General features: G+C 45.6%; 20 protein-coding genes. 11 read left to right on the plus strand and 9 right to left on the minus strand.

The annotated features are described in order from the left end of the window. Positions 1-5 precede the first annotated feature (5 nt). The 7 genes from ABK01_RS06225 to ABK01_RS06255 all read left to right on the plus strand — a co-directional run bounded on the left by ABK01_RS06225 (position 6) and on the right by ABK01_RS06255 (position 9499). Positions 6-1382 (plus strand): MFS transporter, encoded by a 1377-nt coding sequence (locus ABK01_RS06225; RefSeq protein ID WP_253674963.1) that lies wholly within the window; start codon positions 6-8, stop codon positions 1380-1382. Then, positions 1379-3226 (plus strand): glycoside hydrolase family 2 protein, encoded by a 1848-nt coding sequence (locus ABK01_RS06230; protein ID WP_253674964.1) that lies wholly within the window; start codon positions 1379-1381, stop codon positions 3224-3226. The genes ABK01_RS06225 and ABK01_RS06230 overlap by 4 nt, the downstream gene beginning before the upstream one ends. Then, entirely contained in the window at positions 3223-5823 is a 2601-nt protein-coding gene (locus ABK01_RS06235) for a transglycosylase domain-containing protein (RefSeq protein ID WP_253674965.1), read from the plus strand. The genes ABK01_RS06230 and ABK01_RS06235 overlap by 4 nt, the downstream gene beginning before the upstream one ends. A gap of 327 nt (positions 5824-6150) precedes the next feature. Beyond that, on the plus strand, positions 6151-6735 hold the full coding sequence (locus ABK01_RS06240) for a chromate transporter (RefSeq protein ID WP_253674966.1): 585 nt from the start codon (positions 6151-6153) through the stop codon (positions 6733-6735). Then, complete coding sequence (locus ABK01_RS06245; protein ID WP_253674967.1) at positions 6732-7295, plus strand: chromate transporter; 564 nt, start codon at positions 6732-6734, stop codon at positions 7293-7295. Before ABK01_RS06240 ends, ABK01_RS06245 begins: the two co-directional genes overlap by 4 nt. 110 nt (positions 7296-7405) lie before the next feature. Then, positions 7406-9004: a leucine-rich repeat domain-containing protein gene (locus tag ABK01_RS06250; RefSeq protein ID WP_253674968.1), complete on the plus strand. Its 1599-nt coding sequence runs from the start codon at positions 7406-7408 to the stop codon at positions 9002-9004. 207 nt (positions 9005-9211) lie between these two features. Beyond that, positions 9212-9499, plus strand: a complete 288-nt coding sequence (locus tag ABK01_RS06255; protein WP_212564916.1) for a 3-hydroxyacyl-CoA dehydrogenase NAD-binding domain-containing protein — start codon at positions 9212-9214, stop codon at positions 9497-9499. A 1-nt stretch (position 9500) separates the two neighbouring features. Here the strand turns inward: ABK01_RS06255 and ABK01_RS11810 are convergent, their stop codons facing one another. Next, on the minus strand, positions 9501-9884 hold the full coding sequence (locus ABK01_RS11810; RefSeq protein WP_371922037.1) for a transposase family protein: 384 nt from the start codon (positions 9882-9884) through the stop codon (positions 9501-9503). Further along, the gene (locus tag ABK01_RS06260) at positions 9881-10627 is read right to left on the minus strand and encodes a copper homeostasis protein CutC (RefSeq protein ID WP_253674969.1); all 747 of its coding nucleotides are present in this window, start codon (positions 10625-10627) and stop codon (positions 9881-9883) included. The genes ABK01_RS11810 and ABK01_RS06260 overlap by 4 nt, the downstream gene beginning before the upstream one ends. A gap of 155 nt (positions 10628-10782) precedes the next feature. On the opposite strand from ABK01_RS06260, the gene ABK01_RS06265 reads away from it, so the two are divergent. Then, complete coding sequence (locus ABK01_RS06265; RefSeq protein ID WP_253674970.1) at positions 10783-11553, plus strand: hypothetical protein; 771 nt, start codon at positions 10783-10785, stop codon at positions 11551-11553. On the opposite strand, the gene ABK01_RS06270 is transcribed toward ABK01_RS06265, so the two are convergent. Further along, the gene (locus tag ABK01_RS06270; protein ID WP_253674971.1) at positions 11531-12730 is read right to left on the minus strand and encodes an ATP-binding protein; all 1200 of its coding nucleotides are present in this window, start codon (positions 12728-12730) and stop codon (positions 11531-11533) included. The genes ABK01_RS06265 and ABK01_RS06270 overlap by 23 nt on opposite strands. A 213-nt stretch (positions 12731-12943) precedes the next feature. On the opposite strand from ABK01_RS06270, the gene ABK01_RS06275 reads away from it, so the two are divergent. Continuing rightward, complete coding sequence (locus ABK01_RS06275; RefSeq protein WP_253674972.1) at positions 12944-13285, plus strand: BrnT family toxin; 342 nt, start codon at positions 12944-12946, stop codon at positions 13283-13285. Then, positions 13251-13565, plus strand: coding sequence for a BrnA antitoxin family protein (locus ABK01_RS06280; RefSeq protein ID WP_212564912.1), 315 nt, complete (start codon positions 13251-13253; stop codon positions 13563-13565). The genes ABK01_RS06275 and ABK01_RS06280 overlap by 35 nt, the downstream gene beginning before the upstream one ends. A 250-nt stretch (positions 13566-13815) precedes the next feature. Here the strand turns inward: ABK01_RS06280 and ABK01_RS06285 are convergent, their stop codons facing one another. The 3 genes from ABK01_RS06285 to ABK01_RS06295 all read right to left on the minus strand — a co-directional run bounded on the left by ABK01_RS06285 (position 13816) and on the right by ABK01_RS06295 (position 16315). After that, entirely contained in the window at positions 13816-14067 is a 252-nt protein-coding gene (locus ABK01_RS06285) for a type II toxin-antitoxin system RelB/DinJ family antitoxin (RefSeq protein WP_212564911.1), read from the minus strand. A 120-nt stretch (positions 14068-14187) separates the two neighbouring features. Further along, on the minus strand, positions 14188-15135 hold the full coding sequence (locus tag ABK01_RS06290; protein ID WP_253674973.1) for a GNAT family N-acetyltransferase: 948 nt from the start codon (positions 15133-15135) through the stop codon (positions 14188-14190). Beyond that, the gene (locus ABK01_RS06295; protein WP_253674974.1) at positions 15119-16315 is read right to left on the minus strand and encodes a hypothetical protein; all 1197 of its coding nucleotides are present in this window, start codon (positions 16313-16315) and stop codon (positions 15119-15121) included. The genes ABK01_RS06290 and ABK01_RS06295 overlap by 17 nt, the downstream gene beginning before the upstream one ends. A gap of 89 nt (positions 16316-16404) precedes the next feature. On the opposite strand from ABK01_RS06295, the gene ABK01_RS06300 reads away from it, so the two are divergent. Then, on the plus strand, positions 16405-18822 hold the full coding sequence (locus tag ABK01_RS06300) for a Lon protease family protein (protein WP_371921999.1): 2418 nt from the start codon (positions 16405-16407) through the stop codon (positions 18820-18822). Between the two features lie 265 nt (positions 18823-19087). Here the strand turns inward: ABK01_RS06300 and ABK01_RS06305 are convergent, their stop codons facing one another. The 3 genes from ABK01_RS06305 to ABK01_RS06315 all read right to left on the minus strand — a co-directional run bounded on the left by ABK01_RS06305 (position 19088) and on the right by ABK01_RS06315 (position 21602). Then, positions 19088-20071 (minus strand): CsgG/HfaB family protein, encoded by a 984-nt coding sequence (locus tag ABK01_RS06305; protein ID WP_253674976.1) that lies wholly within the window; start codon positions 20069-20071, stop codon positions 19088-19090. Positions 20072-20092: 21 nt separating this feature from the next. Then, on the minus strand, positions 20093-20800 hold the full coding sequence (locus tag ABK01_RS06310) for a hypothetical protein (protein WP_253674977.1): 708 nt from the start codon (positions 20798-20800) through the stop codon (positions 20093-20095). 127 nt (positions 20801-20927) lie between these two features. After that, positions 20928-21602, minus strand: coding sequence for a hypothetical protein (locus tag ABK01_RS06315; protein ID WP_253674978.1), 675 nt, complete (start codon positions 21600-21602; stop codon positions 20928-20930). Between the last annotated feature and the right edge of the window lie 493 nt (positions 21603-22095).

The raw sequence follows: 22095 nt of genomic DNA on the forward strand, positions 1-22095 counted from the left end.
ATACTATGAAAGAAAAAACACTTATCGGAACAAAACGATTTTGGTTTTTAATGTGGGGCTTAGGTCTTGCGGGACAGTTATGCTGGAATATCGAAAATCAATGGTTTAATACCTTTGTGTATGCAAAGATTGCAAAAGATTCCTCTATCGTAACGCTCATGGTTATTACCAGCGCTTTGGTCACAACATTCTCAACCTTCATATTCGGGACACTGTCGGATAGAATCGGTTCGAGAAGAAGATTTATCTCTATAGGCTACATCGTATGGGGATTGACGACGATTCTGTTCGGTCTTACCGAATTTGTGGGACACGGACAGGTCGGAACCGGAGCAAAGGCTTCAATCTGGGCGGCAGTCCTTGTTATCTTAGCCGATGATGTTATGAGCTTTTTCGGCTCTATGGGAAACGATTCGGGATACAATGCATGGAGCAATGACATGACTACCGATAAAAACCGCGGTCAAGTCGGAGCCGTACTCGCAATTCAACCGATAATCGGCACCATCGTCGGCACCGTATTGGGCGGTTTGCTCATCGGCAGCGAAAATAACTATCAACGCTTGTTTTGGTCTATGGGTATCTTTGTCATCCTTGCAGGACTTCTCTCGCTTCTTCTATTAAAAGATTCTCCCGACTTAAAACCTTGCAAAACCGGTTCATTTTGGGAGCAATTGAGCTCAATCTTTAAAGCGGAAGGTTTTTTTTCTCAAAAAGAATTGATGCTTGCGTGTATTACAACGGCACTTTTTTTTGTCTCGTTCAATGTTTATTTTGTCCACATGGGAAACTGGATGATTTACCGCATGGGCTTTAACGCAGGGAACATGGGCATTATTCAAGGATTAAGTTTAGTCGCCGCGTCCCTGCCGGTGATTCCTGCAATCGGGATTATCAATAAGAGGCGTACTCCGCAGCTTGCCTGTTTTGCAATTATTCTGAATATCGTCGGCTTATGCATTTTATCGCTCTTTGCAAAGCCCGCGGCTTTTAACACGGAAACGGTATTCTGCGTGCAAAACATTCCGCTGTTCCTTTCCGTTTTCCTTGCAGGTGCAGGACAAATTCTCGTCACGCAATCGATGACCATCTGGGTTAAAGAACTCTATCCCGAAACCGCACGAGGGCAGTTTGAAGGTATCCGTATTCTCTTTTTCGTCCTCACCCCGATGATTATCGGAACCGTGATAGGCAACATCATTGTTAAAAACGGAGCAGGCTCCATCGCGAATGAATTCGGAATCATCGAAAATATTCCCGCAGAATCCATCTATCTGTGGGGAGCGATTCTAGCGGTAACGGCGCTCTTCCCGCTCTTTTTCGCATCGAAAATGTATAACCGGCGCAGAAACGATCGCCTTACCATCGAGACAATAACATGAGAAAAAACAAACCGATAAAACCTTTACTCACACCGTGGGGTGAAGCGCTCGACAAACAAAAGCCCTTAAACGATTATCCCCGTCCTCAGTTGGTGCGGAAAGAATGGCAGTGCTTAAACGGAGCATGGGACTACGCGATAACCGCCGATAAACAGATGCCTAAAATATGGGACGGAGAAATAATCGTACCGTTCTCTCCGGAAACAATCCTGTCAAATGTACAGCGGCAGTTGCTTCCGGAGGAGACGCTGTGGTACCGCAGAACATTCAACTTTGAACACTGTAAACCGAGTGAGCGGCTTCTTTTACATTTCGGAGCGGTAGATCAACACTGTACCGTCTATGTCAACGGTAAAGAAGCAGGTTCCCATTCGGGGGGATACTGGCCGTTCTCTTTTGATATCAGCGATTTTTTAAACGGTGATACAACGGAAATCATCATTGCAGTTACCGACGATACCGATACCGGTGATGAGGCCTACGGTAAGCAAACCTTAAACCGAGGAGAGATTTGGTACACGGGGCAGAGCGGTATTTGGCAAACCGTATGGTGCGAAAAAGTTCCCGACACTCATATCGAAAAGATCAATATAGCTCCTCATTATCAAACAGGTGAAGTTGAAATTTCGGTTTTTATTACCGGAGCCGATACCGGCGGAAACAATGTAAACTCTTCGCATCGACTTGATGATATATATGTTAAACTTGATGATGATATACGCATTAAAATATTTGACTCCGGTTCTGTAATTGCGGAAGACACACTCACAACCAATCCGTTGCGGATAAAAATGCCTGCCGATTTTAAGAGTTGGAGTCCCGAACATCCTTTCCTCTATGATGTGGAAATCCGTGCAGGAGAGGATACGGTAACTTCATACTTCGGTATGCGGGAATTCGGAATCATCAACGGCAAACACGGTCCCGTTCTCAGTCTAAACGGAGCGCCGATCTTTCATCACGGGCTCTTGGATCAGGGATATTGGAGCGACGGAATGTATACGCCGCCTTCCGACGAGGCGATGATTTGGGAAATTAAAAAACTGAAAGATATGGGTTTTAATATGCTGAGGAAGCACATTAAAATAGAACCGCTCCGCTGGTACTATCATTGCGATAGGCTCGGAATGCTCGTCTGGCAGGATTTTGTCAGCGGCGGCGGCCCGTATAAACCGTTGGTCGTTCAATATGCACCGTGGCTCGGCTTCAATTTTAAAGATACGAAAAACCGCTATGCCCTCTACGGACGCAAAAGCGAAAAGGGGCGGAACATATTTTTACGCGATGCCGAACGTACCATCGATTTACTGTACAATACGGTAAGCCTTTCGGTATGGGTTCCTTTTAATGAAGGATGGGGCCAATTCGAAGCAGCCTCAATGGCGGAATACGTCCATAAACAAGATCCCACGAGGCTCATCGATCATGCGAGCGGCTATTTTGATCAAGGGGCCGGAGATTTCCACAGCTATCACATTTATTTTAAGTCCTTCCGCCCGAAACCCGATCCGTTGAATCGGATTTTAGCCTTAACCGAATTCGGAGGCTTCAGTTTGGCTGTAGAAGGTCATACATCCTCCGATATTTTATACGGTTATAAAATCTTCAGCGATACGCAATCTTTAAACGACGGTATCCGGAACCTCTATGAAACCGATGTATATCCGGCGATGGAAAAAGGATTGAGCGCTTCAATTTATACTCAAGTGAGCGATGTTGAAGATGAGGTGAATGGTATTTTTACTTACGACAGGAAAGAAACAAAATTGGATGGAGACTTGAGCTTACAGATTGCCGAAACCTTACATGGACTTTTCAAAAAAAACTACGCCGATTATAAATGATTATGAAAATACGGCAGAGTAATACACGCAGATTATCTAAAAAACGGCTGCTGTACGGCACGGCGGCGTTGCTGATTGTACTCTGTATCGGCGGCTGGCTTTCGCTCTTTTTACCGTTCCCGGAACTGGACGCTTTTATGCAGCGGGATTGGAGTACCCGCGTCTATGATCGGGGCGGCAACCTTATTCAAATCCTCGCACTGGAGAACGGCATACGGCGTGAATTTACGGCGTATGAATCGATGCCGCCCGAGGCCGTCCGCATCTTTCTCGCTGCGGAGGACAAGGATTTTTTCTCCCACCGCGGCATCGATGTTGCCGCTATTGCACGGGCAGCTTATCAAAATATCAGCAGCGGGAAGCGGGTCAGCGGTGCGTCTACCGTTACGATGCAGCTCGCCCGCCTCGTCGTTCCGGCAAAAAGGCGTACGTTTTTTGCAAAGCTCCGAGAAGCTCGAAACGCGCTCCGGATTGAGCGGCGCCTTTCAAAACAGGCTATTCTTGAACTCTATCTTAACAGCCTTCCGTTTGGATTCCAAACCGAAGGCCTTACCTCGGCAGCAAGGAATTTTTTTGCCCTGCCGCTTTCGGAACTGACTGCGGAACAGCTCTGCTGCCTCGCAGTCATTCCCCGCCGTCCCGCCGGTTACAACCCGCTTGAGCATCCCGAAGCATGTGCCGAAAAAGCGGCCGCGCTCTACCACGCCGTCTTTGTGCAAGAAAGCACAGGGCAGGACGGACAGCAAGACACCCCGCTTACAGACCGGCTGCTGCAGGCTGCCCGTACCGCACGCCGCTTTGAATACCCCTTCGGGATGCCTCATTACATCGAATACCTTGTGCGGCGGTATAAAGCAGGCGATTTTCACCGACAACCGGAAGTTCAGCAAGGCGGTACTCAACCGCAACCGGAAGACAGCCCGGAAATTGCGCAGGGCAGCAGTTCCCCGCAGAGGAACAGTCAAACACAGACTGCGCACCAGCCCGTATCGGCATCCCCCAAAGCAGCACCTCAAGCATTACCGTCCGACTGGTATTTAACCGCAGACAGTGCCTTGTCCGCTCAGGCTGAACTGCTCCTCCGCGCTCAGTTGAAAAGCAATCCTCAAGCGCGCGTACACAACGGCGCCATTCTCGTTATCGAAAACGCAACCGGGAATATCCTTGCGTGGGTAGGCTCAAACTCATATTTTGACGATGAAAGCAACGGAAAAATCGACGGTGTTACCGCGTTAAATCAGAGCGGGAGCAGTTCAAAACCGTTTTTATATGCGCTCGCATTGGAACAAGGATGGAAGCCGTCGGATATACTGCCGGATATCCCGATACGGTTCGGAAAGGAAGAGGCGTATATCCCGCGCAACTTTAATAACCGGTTTAACGGTCCCGTCCGTTTACGGGTTGCGCTTGCCTCCAGCCTCAATATTCCCGCCGTCTATCTTCTCAACGAACTCGGTATCGAAACCTATCTGCGCACGTTAGAGGAACTCGGCTTTCAGTCTATCGGAACAGACGGCGTAGAGGCAAAACTGTCGCTTGCACTCGGCAGCGTACCGGTTCCCCTCTACGAACTGGTACGCGCATTCAGCGTTTTTCCCCGCGACGGCGTACTCCTCCCGCTGCGCTCATTTACTGATGGAAGCACTGCCGACGGCTTTTCCACACCGAGACAGGTTTTCAGCGCAGATACCGCGCGGCTCATCTGCTCAATCCTTTCCGATTCCGCAGCGAGGGCAAAGGGGTTCGGCTTTTCTTCACCGCTGAATACCCCATTTCCTTCCATATTCAAAACAGGTACGGCAAATCAATTCCAAAGCCTTGTTGCCCTCGCCTCATCATCGGCCTTTACCGTCGGCGTATGGATGGGAAATTTTGCAGGCAATACCGTCATCGGGAAAACAGGAAGCTCCGCCCCCGCTTCGATTGCACGGAACGTACTCGTCCGGCTGCACAGCCTGTCATTAGCGGACGGCACCGTCGTACCGGCAAAAAACTTTGCAGAACCGGAGCATTGGTGCCGTGAACCCGTTTGCGCCCTTTCTGGAATGCCCGCCGGTCCCGCATGCCACAACACCGTACAGGAATATCTGCCGTCCGCATTCGCCGCTTTCAACGAGCACAATAGGTACAATGAACAGAGTGGATACAACAGCTTCGGCACATCCAACCGGCTCAACGCATCCAACCGGCACGGCACATATAAACGGGAAACCGGCGAATATGAACAAGCAAGCGGCGAATGCAACTGGCACCAAATACAAAACGGACGCTCAGTTACCGTATACCCCGAAGAATACCGGCGCTGGTTTGCGAACATCACACGGCACGGTACCATCGGACAGCCGAGTAATGCGTTAACTGTCATCCGACCGGCAAACGGCAGCCGTTTTGTCAGCAATGCTCGTTACCAAGGCATCGGCGTTCCAATCGAAATTACCGGCGGAGCGGAAGATACCGTATATATTAGCTACGGCGGCCGCACTCCAATTACCCTAAACCGCCCGTTTTCAGGCAGCCTTCCGCTGGAGAAAGGAGAACACCGGCTTATCGTCCGCTGCGGCGATGAAGAGGTATCGGTTGTATTTACCGTTGAATGAAAGGAAACATCTAACAATCAAACCGAGTTTTAAAAGATACTTTTTGAGTATTCGCTGCACGGACAGGATATCTGCAACAGAAAGCGCAACAGTAATAACGATGCCGATCAGAAATTGGGTTCTTGCAGTCAATCAATTTGCAATATTGTTAACGTTGTAAGAAGTTTTGTGTAAATGGGTATTATACAATAATCAAAGATTGCTTTGATAAAGAAAAAAAGTTACAATATGGTAATTATCAGGGTAAGGTTATCGCTGTGTACTGTACCAACAAGACCGCGAATCAATTTTTTAGAGGTGTGCAATAGTGTAAGGGGGCGGTGAGCTATGAAAGACGGATTGATACGATATGTGCAGTTGTTCACGGCTTTTTTTAAGATAGGACTTTTTACCTTTGGCGGCGGTATGAGTATGCTGCCGATGCTGCAACGGGAATTGGTAGAATCGAAGCAGTGGCTGACTGAAGAAGAAATTCTGAATTACTTTGCGATAGGGCAGTGTACGCCGGGAATTATTGCGGTGAATGTTGCGACGTTCTGCGGGTATAAACGTGCAGGGCTTTCGGGCGCGATTGTGAGCACGATAGGGATTGTGTGTCCTTCGTGGATTGTGATTACGCTGATAGCCGGTTCCATCTCCCGCTTTTCCGATATTGTATGGATACAGCGTGCGATGAAAGGCGTCTATGTCGCTGTCGCCGCCTTACTTGCCCGTGCGGTTTTTACTTTCGGCAAAAAGATTATTACGGACTTTGTTACCGCGGGGATTGCCGTCGGTGCCTTTCTTGCAATGTCTGTGTGGAATGTTTCCGGTATCTTGATTGTGCTTGCCGCCGGTATCATCGGGTTTTGTGCGCAGATTATCCGAAACGGCAAAAGAGCTTCCGGCCGCCGTAAGGAGGATAACGAATGAGTTTGTTCGGTTTATTTTTCCTTTTTATGTATATCGGCCTTTCTACCATCGGCGGCGGACTGGTTGCCGTCAGCTTGATGCAGCAGGAGTTGGTAGCCCGCTCGATTATCAGTTCTGAACAGTTTATTGCAATGATTGCCGTTTCGGAATCGACGCCGGGGCCGATCGGTATCAACATGGCGACCTATATCGGGTATGAGTTGTACGGTATTTGGGGCAGCCTTGTATTGACGACAGGGATTGTGCTGCCGTCGCTGATTGTGATTGTATTGATAGCCCGCTTTACTCAGTCGTTTCAAAATGCGGCACCGGTTAAGAACACTATGTATGGACTGCGGGCGGGAGCTGCGGGGATGATTGCCGCTGCTGCATGGAACGTACTTGCCGTTGCGGTATTTACATTGCCCGCCTTTTACGCTTCGCGGCAGTGGACGGAATTGGTTGACTGGAAGGCAGCAGCCGTCTTTTGCCTTTTCTGTGTTGTACAGGTTGTGTTTAAACGGCTGCATCCCATCTTTTTAATTCTTGCCGGCGCTGCCGTCGGCCTTGTGTTGTTTTAAAAGCCGTACAAATAGCACGGCTTTTATCTGCCAAGTTTGCCTTTTGCAAACGTGCATAAAAAGTCAATCGAAAGTCGATACTTTCTTTTTGACTTTTATGGGAAGAAACTATGAAAACAAAACTATGGTCTATCGGATTGATATTACTGATATGCTGCCTTTCATCATGCTATCCGCCTTTTAGTGTGCCGGTTGATGTTGAATATGCCGATATTATCATTGAGCTGGATACGAAAGCGAAAGGCATTGCAGTATTTGCCGACACGGTAAGCGGTCGCCCTGCGCATCTTATTGGAGCAAGAACGCACACCGCCGATAAAATGGAGGAATTGCCGCCTTTTTCTGAAAGAGATAAGGGAGGCTCCATCATTGCCCTCAATCAGGAGCGTATCGGTATTGTCGGAGATATAACGCAAATAGAAATAAGGGGGCTTTTTCTTTTTACCGGTCCCCCCACAACAATAACCGGTTTAGTATTCAAAAACGGAAAACATATCAAAACATTGATATGTGCGCCGCATGAATTTACTGCAATGCCTCATTTTTCTGCACTGACTGAATTGGAGTATCTTGAACTTTCGGGCATGGTATACACTCTTTCCCCACAAAACAGAACGCTTGACCTATCGAATAATAAGAAGCTTAAAGTATTATCGGCTAAAACTACCTTCGAAAGCATAGTCTTACCTGATTCACCGTATTTGCAAAAATTGGACATAAGCGTTACGAAAAACGAAAGTTTTAATCTTTCCCGATATCCTAACTTAGAAGAATTGAGCCTGCGGTGTAAAACCTCTGTTGATCTTTCCGGTAATCCTAAGCTAAGAATAGTGCAGCTCAGCGGCGCTACGAATGACACGCTCAATTTGCTGCAAAATCCGCATTTAGAACAGCTCAGTATATACGGTGAACAACTTCATTCACTCAATTTGCTGCAAAATCCGCGTTTAGAACAGCTCAGTATACACGGTAAACAACTTCATTCACTCATACTGCCGCAGCTGTCTCATTTAAAATATTTAGATATCTCAGGGTGCACTCTTTTAACCGCACTGGATACTTCGGCTATGCCGAAACTGGAGAAACTTGATTGCAGCCGGAACAGTTTAACTTCGTTGGATGTTTCAAATAACCTTTTTTTACACAACTTATATTGTGCCTCCAATGCAAATGAGGACGGTGAGGGCGGTATTAAAACGCTCATCTTAGGCAATTTGCCTGAATTAAAAATACTTAATTGCAGACGGAACAATTTGAACGTACTGGATATAGAAGGCTGTCCGCATTTGGAAATCTTGAACTGCAGCTATAATAACCTGCAAACGCTTGATGTTTCAAAACAGCGGGAATTAGAGGGATTGTTTTGCGCTTGGAATCGCCTGAAAATCCTTGATGTACGAACATGTCAAATACTCAATGATATGACGTGTTCGTACAATGCTTTAACTGATATAAAAATAGACCCGCACAATTTATCAAAAGCGCCTTTCGGTATTATTACGCTGGACATTAAAAAAAACAGATTGACTCGCGCAACGCTCGATGCACTGTTATACAGCCTTCCTAAAAAAAATGCCGCTTCGTATTGTGAAGTGATTTATCAGGCAGATAAAAATAAACCCGATGCGTATCCCTATGAAAATGAAGAGCCGAGTATCGAAGCCCGTATCACTGCAACGGAAAATAATTGGACAATTATAAAGCGGTAGCAATCCCCGATTTTGCTTGCACGGAAATCAATTTTTATGTCTGACTATTAACGAAGCGGCGTTGATAGTCATTACAACATAAAGACTTAAATTGAAACTCGGTATCAGCTATGCTGATGAGGTATCTTCTATTCCGAAGGATGCGAAGCAAAGCTAACCGAGTTTTTTCAGATGCCCTGTAGTATAAGAATGAGGAGGAATATAGAAATGCTTAATCAAATGGATGGAAAAACCATTGCCGTTATCGGAAACGGTATTATAGGTCACGGTATTGCGGAATTATTTGCAAAAGCCGGTTATACGGTTGTCTTGATCGGAAGAAATGAAGCAAGCCTTAATCGGGCGCTCGAACGGATAAAGACAAGTTTAGGAGAATTTGCGGAAGAGGGACTTGCTGCTGAATCTGATGTAAGTGTTATTCTAAGCCGCATTTCACTGACTATTAGATGTAATTTGCGATGTTTTAATTTAAGTCATTACAATATAAAGACTTAAATTAAAACTCGTCGGGCATCTCTAAAAATCTAACCGAGTTTTTAGAGATGCCCAAGAATTCTTCCTTGTCCGTTTGGATATTCAGGTATATACTTAGTAATGGGAGTTTTGCAGAGGGCTGGAGTTCCCTTACATTAGACATGTTGGAAAACCAGTGTCGCAAGTTATAAATGCCGTAGATCAGCGTAATACGGAGAGCGAATTTTCTTCGTTTGTTTCGGTATCTGGAACCAAGTATCCTGAATCTCTTCAAATAACGGCTGGTATGCTCGATGGCAATTCTTTGCCGTGAAATCTCCCCGTTGAACTCGATTTCATCCTTTGTCCGTTCCTTCCCCTTCTGTTCCTTTATTCGTGAGGAGAGTTTAATACTCCAAGCGCTTATTTTACGGTGCCGATAATTTCGGACATTGCGCCGAGGTCGGCGGTTTCAAACCGGTCTTCGGGCGGGTAGAGGGCACCGCCGTAGTAGATGGCGGGGTTCTTTGCCGTCGAAGGTTCGGCTACGGCTTTTAACGCTGCAAAGTGAATCTGATTGACACCGGTGCCTTTTACGAGCTTCGCCGCATTTTTCTTTGTAATGCCGCCGCCGGGCAGAATTTCTATGCGGCCTTTTGCGTGCTTAACCATCGCGGAGATCAGCTCCATGCCTTCGTAGGCGGTCGGTTCCTGTCCGCTGGTAAGTACACGGGTAAAGCCGAGATCAATCAGAATGTCAAGCGTTTTCAGGGGATCGGGCACGACATCGATTGCGCGGTGGAATACCTTTTCTTTATCGCCTGCAATTTTGATGAGCGCTTCGCACCGCTTTTCGTCAATCGTTCCATTCTTTTTTAAAAAACCGAATACGATACCGTCAGCTCCGTTGTCGATAAACAGTTTTGCATCTTCTTTCATCGTCTTAAATTCGGATGCGGTGTACAAAAATCCTGCGGCGCGGGGGCGAACCATCGTCATCACTTTTAGGTTCGTCTCTTTTTTAACAAGGAGGAGGGAGCCGAGCGAAGGAGTCAGGCCTCCCAAAAACAAGGAAGAATTTAATTCAATTCTTGCGGCGCCGACTTTTTCGGCTGCAATCGCATCATCGAGCGAGCCTACGCAAATTTCAATCGTAATAGTGCTTTTCATACCATAATTATAGAATACCCCTTATCAAAGGTCAACGTACGCGATGTGTTTCTTAGGTCTTTCTTAAAAAATAGGTTTTTCGTTTCTTCGTTGTAAAAATATCGGATATCGGCTATGATTGGTGCAGTCATTATTCATCAAAAAGGGAAACCGGTATGAAAGAATTCATCAATCTTATTCGATCGATCGTATCCGATATGAAGCTTTTGGGAAAACCGTTTATTAACTATACGCTTGCCTATATAGGTTTATCGGTCGTTTCAAATATCATGCCCATGTTTACCGGTTCAAACGAGGCGATAAACTCTTTTATCACGCTTTTAATTGTTGCCGTAGCAGTTTTGCAAACAGCCGTTATTGTCTATTTTCAGCGGGCATATATAAAGCAACAGATAGGGAATGTCGTTTTCAATTCTATTTTTGCCGTAATTCTACACCTCTATGTTATTTATTTTATTCAGTTGATTGTTATCACGATACCGGTTGCTGTGGTTATGCTTACTTTTCATTCGGCACATTCGGAAGCATCTGCTCTCTCTTCCGTTATGGATTGGATAGAAACCGGTTTGATATTTATTCTGCTTTTATACTGGTTCAGCCGCTTGGTGTTTGTACCCACTATTTTGGTTTATAAAAAAGAAAGTATGAAGATGAAGCATATTATCGCTGAAAGTAAAGCTATCTTTCGGAAGAATTTTTTCGTTGTTCTGCCGTTTTTCTTTATACTGTATGCAACGGCCTTTTATACCGGTTTTGCTATTATTGATAATCCCCAGTATACGCCGTCATTAGCACGTGTTATCTTTTTAACCTGTAATGCGTATATTTCTTCGATTTTGTATTGTAAACTGGTTATTAGCTATCAGCTGCAAATGGCAAGTAGGTATTTGCCTTATCAAACCTCTACCCTAATAAAAAATCAATAATATTTTTATGGGTGATGCCATCCCTGCTGAAATCAAAACGATCCAACGACAACACATATTTGGGAAAATTATCTTCAATCGATTTACATGCACCGAATTCCCGCTCGCGTGTTTGTTCATCGCTTAACATATAGGCGATTTGATAATAAGAGAGCTGATTATTTTTTTGTGCGATAAAATCGATTTCTCTCTCTTTCAGTTTTCCGATTTTTACTTCATATCCTCTTGAGACAAGTTCGATAAACACAATGTTTTCCAATGTTCTTTCAATATCTTTTGTATTGGGAAATCCCTGCGCTTGCCGGAATCCGTGATCGGTTGCATAATATTTTTCGTCTACTTTCAGTATCTTTTTACCTGCCATATCATAGCGGGGGACTTTTTTTATGATAAATGCATTCTGGCAATATTCCAAATAATTTAAAATGGTATCGAGCGAAACAGTCCTTTTCTCATTTTTAAAATAATTTTTAATACTGTTTGCCGAAAAAGTATGACCGATATTTTCGAGCACATATGATAAGATACGGTTAAAAATATCGACATCCCGAATGTTATTGTACTGCAATACATCTTTGACCAATACAGTGTTATACACATCGCTTAAATATTTAAAACAGAGAGCTTCCTCAAAATTAAAATAGTGCAAAAAAGGCATTCCGCCAATCCGTATATATGTATCGAAGAGCGCTTCATTTGAAAGCTGTTTATCTTTACATATTTGAGTAAACTCGTCGAAGGTAAACGGATAAATTTCAAACGCCGTATATCGCCCCGAAAGCAGAGTTGCAAGGTCTCCCGAAATAAGCGTCGAATTTGAGCCGGTTATATAAATATCGCAGTCCGTATCCACGCTGAGGCTGTTGATAACCTTTTCCCATCCTGCCACCATTTGTATTTCGTCAAAGAAAAAATAGCATTTCGTTTTTATGTGTTGTATGCGCGGTTGTAAATAGGCATGTAAAGCGCCGGCTGTTGTTACATCAAAAAACTCCGCCGACTCAAAATTAAGATAGAGCTTGTTTTCAACGGGTATGTTTTTGAGAATTTCGTCCTTTATCATCATTAAAAGCGTTGATTTTCCGACTCTTCTCATACCGGTTAATACTTTAATAACCGGCTTGTCTACAAATTGCGCAATCTGTTGTAGGTATTTCGGTCTGATAATCTGACTCATAAAGCCCCCTCCTATTATTTCGATTATAATCGAAATACTTAATAGAATCAATATGAATTTCGATTATAGTCGATAAAATATGTTGATAGCTGTTATTTTTCGATTATAGTCGATTCTATAAACTGAGGATACGGCATGAGGCAAGAAGTTTAAAAAGAGTCCTTGACAATATAATGTTCTATTTTTTTTGCACTTGATTTATGTATATGAATAATGTATATTAAATATATGGGACGGAATAAGGATTTTGTCTATCTTAATGCTTTTGTGTGGGATACGGCAAAGAATGAAGCAAATATAAGAACCCATAGCGGGCTTAGTTTTGAACTTGCAAGCCGTATATTCAATGATCCGTTACTTTACCAAGATTATGATTATAAACATTCAGACGATGAGGATCGGGAAAAATATATAGGCAAGATAGATGGACACTATATCGTAACCGTGATAGCAACTGACAGGGATGGACTTACAAGGCTTATTTCTGCACGAAAAGCAGTGAAAACGGAGGTAAAGCTTTATGAAGAAAACGCAAAGAGAATACAAGGTTATTGATTTTCCGCCGCTGACCGCAGAGGAAAGGGCAACGCTTGAACGGCTAGATAAAATGCCTGACAGTGAGATAAACTTCTCCGATATTCCACCGAGTATGCCTGACAACAACGGCGGCTTTTATTACATACAAGCGTTAAAAGTTCCCAAAACAGCAATTCATACAAAGATTGATAATGATAATCTTGAATGGTTACGGAAAGATGGAAAAGGGTACCAAGCACGGTTAAATAATGTCATACGTTGGGCAAGAATGAATAATTGCCCGATTTCAACACTATAATAGACCTATTCTGAAACTTTCGTTTTCGAATAGGTCGACGAGTTCTAAATCGTACAAATAGCACGATTTAGAACATCGCATTTCAAGGTAACCTGTTCAGAAAGGCGAGTTTCCGGACAGGTTTATTATTCATTCTTACCTATTGCAAAACAGTATCGGATTTTATAGCAGCCATTTATTCACTGCGTCCATCAGAAAATCATTTACTTATCGCCGTAATGAGAACCGCATTGAGCAATTTTATGCACTATCACACCTCGATAAGTTCATGTTCGGAAATATTCTTTCCTATTCGTATATCTGCGATTCTCTTATCAAGAATTGCGCTGTTTTCAGGAGAATAAAACGGATCCGCTTTCACTTCAAAAGGTATACGTCTTTCTCTTCCAAGTTTTTTCAGATAAATATTGATTGCCGTAGATAGAGACATACCAATATCTGCACATACTTGCTCTGCACTCCTTTTTACATCATCATCAATTCTCAAACTAATTTGTGCCATAACTGCATACTCCTTCTTTTTAGTGTATTGTATAGCAATAGAGCTTATTTGTAAAGATTTTGCATTACATGTGCTTTCTATCTTTCAGCAAAAATTGCAAGTCTTTCCCTCATTCCCCTTCTATAACTTCGCCCCCGCCTTCCAATAACTCATTCTAAACGGCCCGCACTGCTCAAAGCCGAGCTTTTCGTATACGCGGAGGGCGGCTGTGTTGGCGGTTTTTACGAAGAGTGCGAAGCTGTGCGCTTCTGCGTTATGGGTATTGATGAGATGTGCGACGGCGGCTGCGGCTAATCCTTTGTTCCGGTATGAGGGCAGGGTGTAGACGCCGCCGATTTGGAACCAGTGAAAGCCCTGTGCGTTGATTCCGGCCTTTGCGACGATGTGCCCGTCTGCCGAGACCTTGTAGATGTATTCGGTTGTAAGGCGAGTATGCAGCGACAGTTTACAGACGGCGGGATTTATCGGGCGGCCTTCATAGGCAACCTCGGTATTTTCATAATCGAACTGAAGCGGGAAGAGTTCTGCAAGATCGTTCTCCGTTGCGCGTTCAATCCATAGCGCGGTATTCAGCTTGGCCTGTGCTGTTTGAAAGAATATATCCGTACAAGGCTTTGTACATCGCATCAGGTAGTAATCTACGGCGGCGTCGAGCCGGATATGTGCCGTTTCGGATAGAACCCGCTCAAAGAGAATTGTATGCTCGCGGATGCCGGCAACGGCATGGAGTTCCCACTGGTGTTCGCTATAGAACACGTTCTCGTCTAAAAAGAACCGACCGAAAGCTAAGACCGTTTCCTCTGGAATACCCGTATCGATACAGTGGAACAGAAGCCCATACGTGCTGAACAGTAAGACCCCGCAGCAGATTTTTTGCGGTTGCGGACAAGTTTGCCGTTGCGGGCAGGCATAGACAGCCGCCGCCTTTTTATACCGCGGAGCATAGTCGGGGTACAAGCAAAGCCGCAGCTGCTCTGCAAGATCGATGCAGCGGTATTCGTGCTGCCGCACGAATGCAGCCGCGTCATAGATAGTCTCCGGGGTCAGCAGTTCAAAACAGTAGTGCATACCGGTTAAATGCCGCGGCTGCTGCGGCTTTGTCCTGCCTGCCGATACTGCGGCCGCTGCCTAAGAGTTCCGCTGCGAGGGCATCCTCTGCGCGCAATTGTCCGAAGCCTGCGAGTTCGGAGTAGGGGCGGATGTAACAACAGAACGGCAGCGGCCGCTCCGGCTGTACCTGTTCGGTCAAGGTATTGTCCTCAGGCAGAAGTTCCGGATTGTGTTCCCGCATGGTCCGTATCCATCCGTCGGGGGCGGACGGCAGCGGCTCTTCTTCGGAAAGGCTGAAAAACACACCGGTAAATACACCCGGATTTTCCGTACAAAAGTGCGCGGCTAAATCGGTATAGATTCCTTCCGCATATAAAAATATCCGCTTATTGCGTCCGTAACGCGCAACCGTTTGTTCGAGAAAGTCTGCAAAGAACGCAGCCGTCTGCGGGTCATCTTCTTTTATTAAATACCGTTGCTCTTTTTTCCCGATGAGGTGCAGCAGCTTGCGGTACAGTTCGATGCGCGGAATAACGCCGCGCGGTTTGAGTCTCGTGATTTCCGCAACGGTATAGCCTTGATCCGCCAAAAGAGAGGCGAGCGTTTCCGGCCGTTCGGTGTATGGAAAAGCTTCGGCAATAATCACCAGCGCTCTTTTATCGGCGCCGCCCTGCCGCTCAATCAACAATCCTTCGATAGGATTCCGTGAAGCGGATAGATTACGCGAAACAGAAGAAGCAGGTGAAGCTGAATCGGCGGTTTGTTCGGCTCTACCTTTATCGGTACCGGCGCTTGTTTTATCGGTTAATTCGATCGAACGGATAGTCAGCGGATACTCGGTTCTGATACTTGCTTCCGGCGCAAATCTGAATGCGCAATACGCTACTCCGCAAAAAAGGCACAGTAACACCATACGCAGCATCATCGATGCGATACCGTAAAAATCGTTCAGCATCCCTTGGGAAAACGCAATCAGTCGTATTATTTCCGAAAGGCAGACAATCAGTACAAAGAGAACGAGAATAAAAAGATAGAGGACGATTCCCTGTCCGATGATAATACAGATACAGACAAAGAGGCTCAGAAAAGGTAGAATAGGAATTGCACGGCCTTTTTTTAAGCTTTTTGAAAACGGGCGCAGTAATACCGGCAGTAAGAGGAGCAGAACGACAAGCTCGCTTAGTAACAGATCGGTCATATTTTTTCCTTTTGGGACACTCTAAAAACTATACCTGAGTTTTTAGAGTTGCCTTTTGTATCTCATAATCATTGAGGAGAGTGAAGCTATTGAATACATCATCAACGTCAAACATCCCGCAGCAGGCTTCGGCACAGGAGCTTCCGCTTTCAGAAATTCAATTCAATATACCGGAATCGAAAATCGCCGCATTAAAAACACAGGCGCCGCATAAGCCGATTGTCGGGCAGCTCCGCGCGGTGTCCGCATTGGAACTCGGTTTAAGTATTCGGGACGACGGCTACAACATTTTTATTATGGGAGCGCCGGGAACAGGCCGCCGGACGGTTCTCTCTTCGCTGCTCAAGGACTATAAACCAAATACCGCCTCCTTGCAAGATATTGCGTATGCGCATAACTATCGGCATCCGGCAGAACCGATCGCGCTGTTTTTTCCGGCGGGTGAGGGCAAGAAGTTTCAGCACAGCCTCAAAAATGCGATTGAAGCTCTCTATAAACAGGCACTGCAGATTGAAAAATCTGAGAATTTTTTGTCTGCTCAAAAGAAGATTATGTCGGCGGTAGACAGCGACGAAAATTCCCTGCTTGCGAATTTTGAAGTAACGATGCTGTCGCGGGGATTTAAGCTCTTGCAGCTGAAAGACGATCCTAATCAATCCATCGATTTGATTCCGCTTATTAAAGGAAAAGAGGTTCCGTTCGGAGAGCTGCAGCTGCTGGTTGCGCGGAAGAAGTTTTCCGAACAAGCGCTCAACAATTTACGTGAAACATATTACCGCTCGCTCGATGAGCTGGCCGATCTTTTTGCCCTGTTGCGGAAAAACCGAACGGAGGCGGAAGAAAAACTCAAACAGCTGTACATCGATTTACTCAAACCGATTATCGCGGCGGAGCTTGAGCAGCCTCGTGCGCTGTTGAACGGCTATCCTGCCGAAACCGATACGCAGAAAAAACACAACGAGAAGATTGCGTCCTTTTTAAAAAAGACCGAGGCGGATTTGATTGCCCGTGCCGTGATGTATGCAGCGCCGTTTAAGTCTCCGCGGCACAAGAAGGCTTTTTTCGGACGGTATGCAATCAATCTGATTTGCGAAAATACGGAGGATAAATCCTACGTTATCGACGAAAACCAGCCGAACTTTTCCAATCTTTTCGGGACGATCGAAGGACACGGTGATGAAGAAGACGGACTGCGGAACGGTCATTTACGGCTGCGCGGAGGAGCGGTACACCGTGCCCTAGGCGGCTTTTTGGTGCTGCGGCTGAAAGACCTTTTGGAAGAAGAAGATTCGTGGGTGTATTTAAAGCGGGTGCTGCAGTCGGGACGGATCGCCGTGCAAGCGCCGCCCGCCGGTACGCATACGCCTTCTCTTTTAAAGCCCGAACCGATTCCTGCACAGCTGAAGGTTATCATCATCGGCGGCGAATATTCCTATGAGATTCTCTATCAGGAGGATCCCGACTTTTATAAGCTGTTCAAGGTGTGCGCAGAATTCGATTCGGTGATGCCGCTGACGGATGAAAACTTGGCCGCCGTTTTGGCGCTCATCGAAACCTTTGTAAAAGACCGGCATTCGCTGCCGTTCAGCGATTCGGGGTATGCGAAGTTGCTTGCATATACGGTTGAACTTTCGGAGAGCCGGCATTTGATTTCCGCTCAGTTTACAAAGATTGCGGATTTTGTTGCGGAGGCGAATTATACGGCGAAGCAGCAATCATGCGAGCTTATCACCGATGAGATCATTACCAAAACAATCGAGCGGCGGCATTACCTTGCAGCCTTACCCGAAGAAAAATTTGCCGAGATGGTGCAGCTCAAAGAAATTTTAATCGATACCTCCGGCACCGCAGTGGGAAAAATCAACGGGCTTGCCGTAGAGGAGCGCGGCTTCCATACTTTCGGCATACCGGTCAGCGTTACCGCGCAAGCATCGCCGGGTACTGCCGGTATTATCAACATCGAGCGGGAGGCGGGGCTTTCCGGCGAAATTTACGATAAGGCGCACCTCATCATCAGCTCGATTCTCCGGCAAAAATACGCGCCTGATTTTCCGCTGTCGATTTCCGCTGCAATCTGCTTTGAACAATCCTACGGTATGATCGACGGAGACTCCGCTTCCTGCGCCGAGCTTTTCACGCTGCTTTCCGCAATCGGGGGCATCCCGCTCAGGCAGGATATCGCGGTAACCGGCAGTTTGAATCAACTCGGTATGGTGCAGCCGGTGGGCGGTATTTCGGAAAAGATAACCGGCTTTTTCGATACCTGTGCGATTCTCAGGTCTACCGGCACGCAAGGAGTGATGATTCCTCAGGGCAATAAAAACAATCTCTTTTTGCCGGAGCGCGTCATCAATGCAATTGCCGAAAAGCGGTTTAAGATATGGGCGGTCAGCAATATCGATGAAGGTATCGAGCTCTTGAGCGGTATGGATACGGCAGATGTTACCGTGCGCGTTTCTGCCGCGCTGCGCGACTTTGCGGAAAAAGTGAAAGCGTTTAGGAAGTAGGCGGGAGGTTGGGCAACTCGAAAAATCTAACCGAGTTTTTAGAGATGCCCTATAGAATGCCGATAGTACTAACCAACAGCAGCAGTTCGCACTTATGCGAAACTGGTCATTAAAAGTATACCTTCATATACACTTTTAATGACGCAGTGCAGAGATGTACTGTATATTTTCAAAAACTGATACGTCTGCCTTGCTATTGTCTTATCGGCAAAAACGATATTTATCAATCCACCAACCTGTTCGGCAACACAGTTATCAAACAGGTCTAATACCTGATTTTATACGAAAGCTGCGGCGCTATGTCCCCCGACGAAGTATAGGCAAGATTAAACTTAAAGCCGGTGTCATTGGCAGCGATTGCGTTCGCGCGTGCACGTTTAAGATGCACCGCCGGCATAACAAAGCCGTAAATAATGGACCCTACTTCTATGAGTACGCCTGATATCATAAGCCCAAGTCCGGTAGCAGCCTTGTCAGCCATTATTCGATTACGCCTATTGAGATCATCCTCATAATCCCTGAACGCCCGATTATAGCTATCTGTTGAACCAAAATGATCCCGATCGGGAGGATCGGGCGGCGATCCATTATCATCCAAAAGTACTCCCAGCCCTGCAAAGAGGAATGACCATCCGACAAGATGTCCGACAGTCAATACCGCGCCGTCGCCGGGGTGACCGGTTCTATATGAACCGAGTCCGAATAACAGGTTTTGGAATCCGACACTTGCTACGCTGTATTGCGTTGGTGCTTTTTTTACCGCTTTTACTCCCAACATCTCCGCTTCAATTTCATTCAGCTCCACATTTGCGCGGTACATATCGGTAACGGCGGCTGTTGTAACGTCTAGTGCGCGGATGGTCAACGTATACCGAGCGCTTTTGCCCAGTTGTTTTAGCGTACCTTGTATAACCGTTTCCGCGCCGATCTTAGCGCCTAACTGTTGAATGGACTCATCGCCGACTTCTCCCGAAAGCTGAAAACTCATCTCTTTCTTTATCGCTTCCAAGTTTGCACGGTCGGCAATGGTGAGCTTTTTAAGCTGCACTAACCGCAGTGTCAGTTCATCAAGCATAAAGTCGCTCAATACCGGGCTTTCGGAATGGATACCGATAATCGCAACAACGCTTTTCGGTTTAAGCGATGCGGAAAACTGTTCCGCCGTTTCTTTTAATGCAGTCTGCACATCTGCGGCAAAGGCAAAACCGGCACACAAAAGCAGACTGATAAAAATAATTAATTTTTTCATAGTATACTTCCCCTTCCTTTTTTATTGTTCGCCGAAATCGATATGCTGAACTTTATCAACAGAGTTTTGTATTGCAGCTTTAATATCGGTTAACATCGCCTTCTCTTTTTCGGTTTTTGCGGCGACCTTACCCAGTGCGCGGTCTATTTGCAGTTGTAAATCTTCTTTATTGATAACATACACGGCAACATATTCATAACTTTCCTTCCCAGTCGCTTTGTCGCGCCGTCCGACCCAAAACTCGCGGCTTTTTTCCAGCCCGTTTAAAGTAACGGACGAAAAAACACCCATCACATCCTGCAGTAATTTTTGCGCGTCTTTATCGTTGTCCTTATTTCCGCTCATTCCTTGGCCGGATTTAACCGTAATTGTTTGCGCAATTTCACGGGTAACCGCTGCGGCAATGTCGTTTTGGACCCACCGTTTTAACAGGTCAATATCCTTACCTTGCGCCGAAGCCGTCCGTACCGCTAAATCTTTATACGTGGGCGCTGCTGCGATGCGGTCAAGCTGTTCCTTATCCGTTAGAACAATTTGCGCCCATTCGGGAATTTCCGCTCCGAAAGAAGCGCCTTGCCAATCGATAATTTCAAACTTAAGATTGCGTGCATTACCGGAAGCCTGAGGTAGCACATTTTGTGTCGTTGCCGCGCCTGTAGAAGCACATCCTGCTATCAACATTAAACCTGCCGATAACACCAAAACCGTTTTGACAAAATTTTTACTCATTTTTTTCCTCCATAAGAACAAGTAAATAATCTAAGGTCATCTCTAAAAATAGAAGTTTTTAGAGCTCATCCTTATAAAAAACTGCGGATGCCTCTTTGAAAATTCTTACCCTTCATTGCAATTACAATTACCGAAAAATTTCCATAAAATGCGCACGCAGATCTTTTTCAACTTCAACAAAGGCTTTTTTCTTCGCGCCTTCCAAATGAATATGCCCCCATCTTTTATATGCTTTTGCATAAGACGCGAGCGATTTTCCGCCGTTTTTTGTATCGATAATGTTAAGCGATAAACGGGGCGTTACAAAAACACCGGCATCGTTCTCGGTTATAGCGGTTTTAATACTTCCGCTAAGGCACAATGCGCCGTCGGGGTCGTAGATAAAACCTTCGTTTTCAAGGATTTCCTGCAAAGCGATTGTAACGGCATCATCACAATCATTTTCAATCCGAATAGAAAATTTCATCCGTTCCTTTAACGCTTGTCTTTGTGTTATACAGTCATTTTTCAGCGTAATAATTGAAGAGTGCAGTCTTTCACCGTTTGCAAAATCCAAAACGGTTAATTTTTCCGCCGTCTTTTGCAACGCATTCAGCTCTTTGAGCGTTTTTGAAAGATCGACAAATTTCGTAAAGGAAGATGATGTTTGGAGATTTTTGAGCGTAAGTTGAACATTTTTAATACCGTTTTGCAGTTCCGCCGCATACATTTTTGCCGCTTCTTTTTTATCGATATAGGCGCACGTATACCATTTTCCGTTCTTTGCATGGAAGAATGCTTCCGTGAATGAAAGCGGCGGCAATTCAGCTTCCGAAAAAACGGAAATTTCGGATGAAAGACTCCGCGTTTTGTCTACGGAATCGCGCGTTTCTTTTATGGAAGCATTTGTTGTGTTGTTTACGGTTATTGTTGAATCAAAATAGAGGGTGAGTTGTGAGATTGCATCTTCGCGCGATGCTTGGTTGGTATCTCCTACGCCGAGCGCGCTGAGATAGATGTCAGAAGGAAAGTATACGTCTTTGCTTAAAACCCAGAGCGGTATTTCCTGCGCATAAAGAGGGGCACATAAAACGAGGCAGAGCAGTGCGTAAGTGCGTAAGTGCGTAAGTGCGTAAGTGCGTAAGTGCGTAAGTGCGTAAGTGCGTAAGTGCGTAAGTGCGTAAGTGCGTAAGTGCGTAAGTGCGTAAGTGCGTAAATTATTGAAGCATTATTATTTTTGTCAAGTACCCGAGACCTAATTGCATTTACTTTGTACCGCATATCTATTTACTATAAGGTTTTTGCAGAGAATGTCA

This window comes from Treponema sp. OMZ 305 (genome assembly GCF_024181325.1).
In the GTDB taxonomy this organism is placed as follows: Bacteria; Spirochaetota; Spirochaetia; order Treponematales; family Treponemataceae; genus Treponema.

Excerpts from the sequence above, each read along its gene's own strand:
- ABK01_RS06225 (WP_253674963.1), top strand. The coding sequence starts at position 6 with ATGAAAGAAAAAACACTTATCGGAACAAAACGATTTTGGTTTTTAATG.
- ABK01_RS06230 (WP_253674964.1), top strand. The coding sequence starts at position 1,379 with ATGAGAAAAAACAAACCGATAAAACCTTTACTCACACCGTGGGGTGAA.
- ABK01_RS06235 (WP_253674965.1), top strand. The coding sequence starts at position 3,223 with ATGATTATGAAAATACGGCAGAGTAATACACGCAGATTATCTAAAAAA.
- ABK01_RS06240 (WP_253674966.1), top strand. The coding sequence starts at position 6,151 with ATGAAAGACGGATTGATACGATATGTGCAGTTGTTCACGGCTTTTTTT.
- ABK01_RS06245 (WP_253674967.1), top strand. The coding sequence starts at position 6,732 with ATGAGTTTGTTCGGTTTATTTTTCCTTTTTATGTATATCGGCCTTTCT.
- ABK01_RS06250 (WP_253674968.1), top strand. The coding sequence starts at position 7,406 with ATGAAAACAAAACTATGGTCTATCGGATTGATATTACTGATATGCTGC.
- ABK01_RS06255 (WP_212564916.1), top strand. The coding sequence starts at position 9,212 with ATGCTTAATCAAATGGATGGAAAAACCATTGCCGTTATCGGAAACGGT.
- ABK01_RS06260 (WP_253674969.1), bottom strand. The coding sequence starts at position 10,627 with ATGAAAAGCACTATTACGATTGAAATTTGCGTAGGCTCGCTCGATGAT.
- ABK01_RS06265 (WP_253674970.1), top strand. The coding sequence starts at position 10,783 with ATGAAAGAATTCATCAATCTTATTCGATCGATCGTATCCGATATGAAG.
- ABK01_RS06270 (WP_253674971.1), bottom strand. The coding sequence starts at position 12,730 with ATGAGTCAGATTATCAGACCGAAATACCTACAACAGATTGCGCAATTT.
- ABK01_RS06275 (WP_253674972.1), top strand. The coding sequence starts at position 12,944 with ATGTATATTAAATATATGGGACGGAATAAGGATTTTGTCTATCTTAAT.
- ABK01_RS06280 (WP_212564912.1), top strand. The coding sequence starts at position 13,251 with ATGAAGAAAACGCAAAGAGAATACAAGGTTATTGATTTTCCGCCGCTG.
- ABK01_RS06285 (WP_212564911.1), bottom strand. The coding sequence starts at position 14,067 with ATGGCACAAATTAGTTTGAGAATTGATGATGATGTAAAAAGGAGTGCA.
- ABK01_RS06290 (WP_253674973.1), bottom strand. The coding sequence starts at position 15,135 with ATGCACTACTGTTTTGAACTGCTGACCCCGGAGACTATCTATGACGCG.
- ABK01_RS06295 (WP_253674974.1), bottom strand. The coding sequence starts at position 16,315 with ATGACCGATCTGTTACTAAGCGAGCTTGTCGTTCTGCTCCTCTTACTG.
- ABK01_RS06305 (WP_253674976.1), bottom strand. The coding sequence starts at position 20,071 with ATGAAAAAATTAATTATTTTTATCAGTCTGCTTTTGTGTGCCGGTTTT.
- ABK01_RS06310 (WP_253674977.1), bottom strand. The coding sequence starts at position 20,800 with ATGAGTAAAAATTTTGTCAAAACGGTTTTGGTGTTATCGGCAGGTTTA.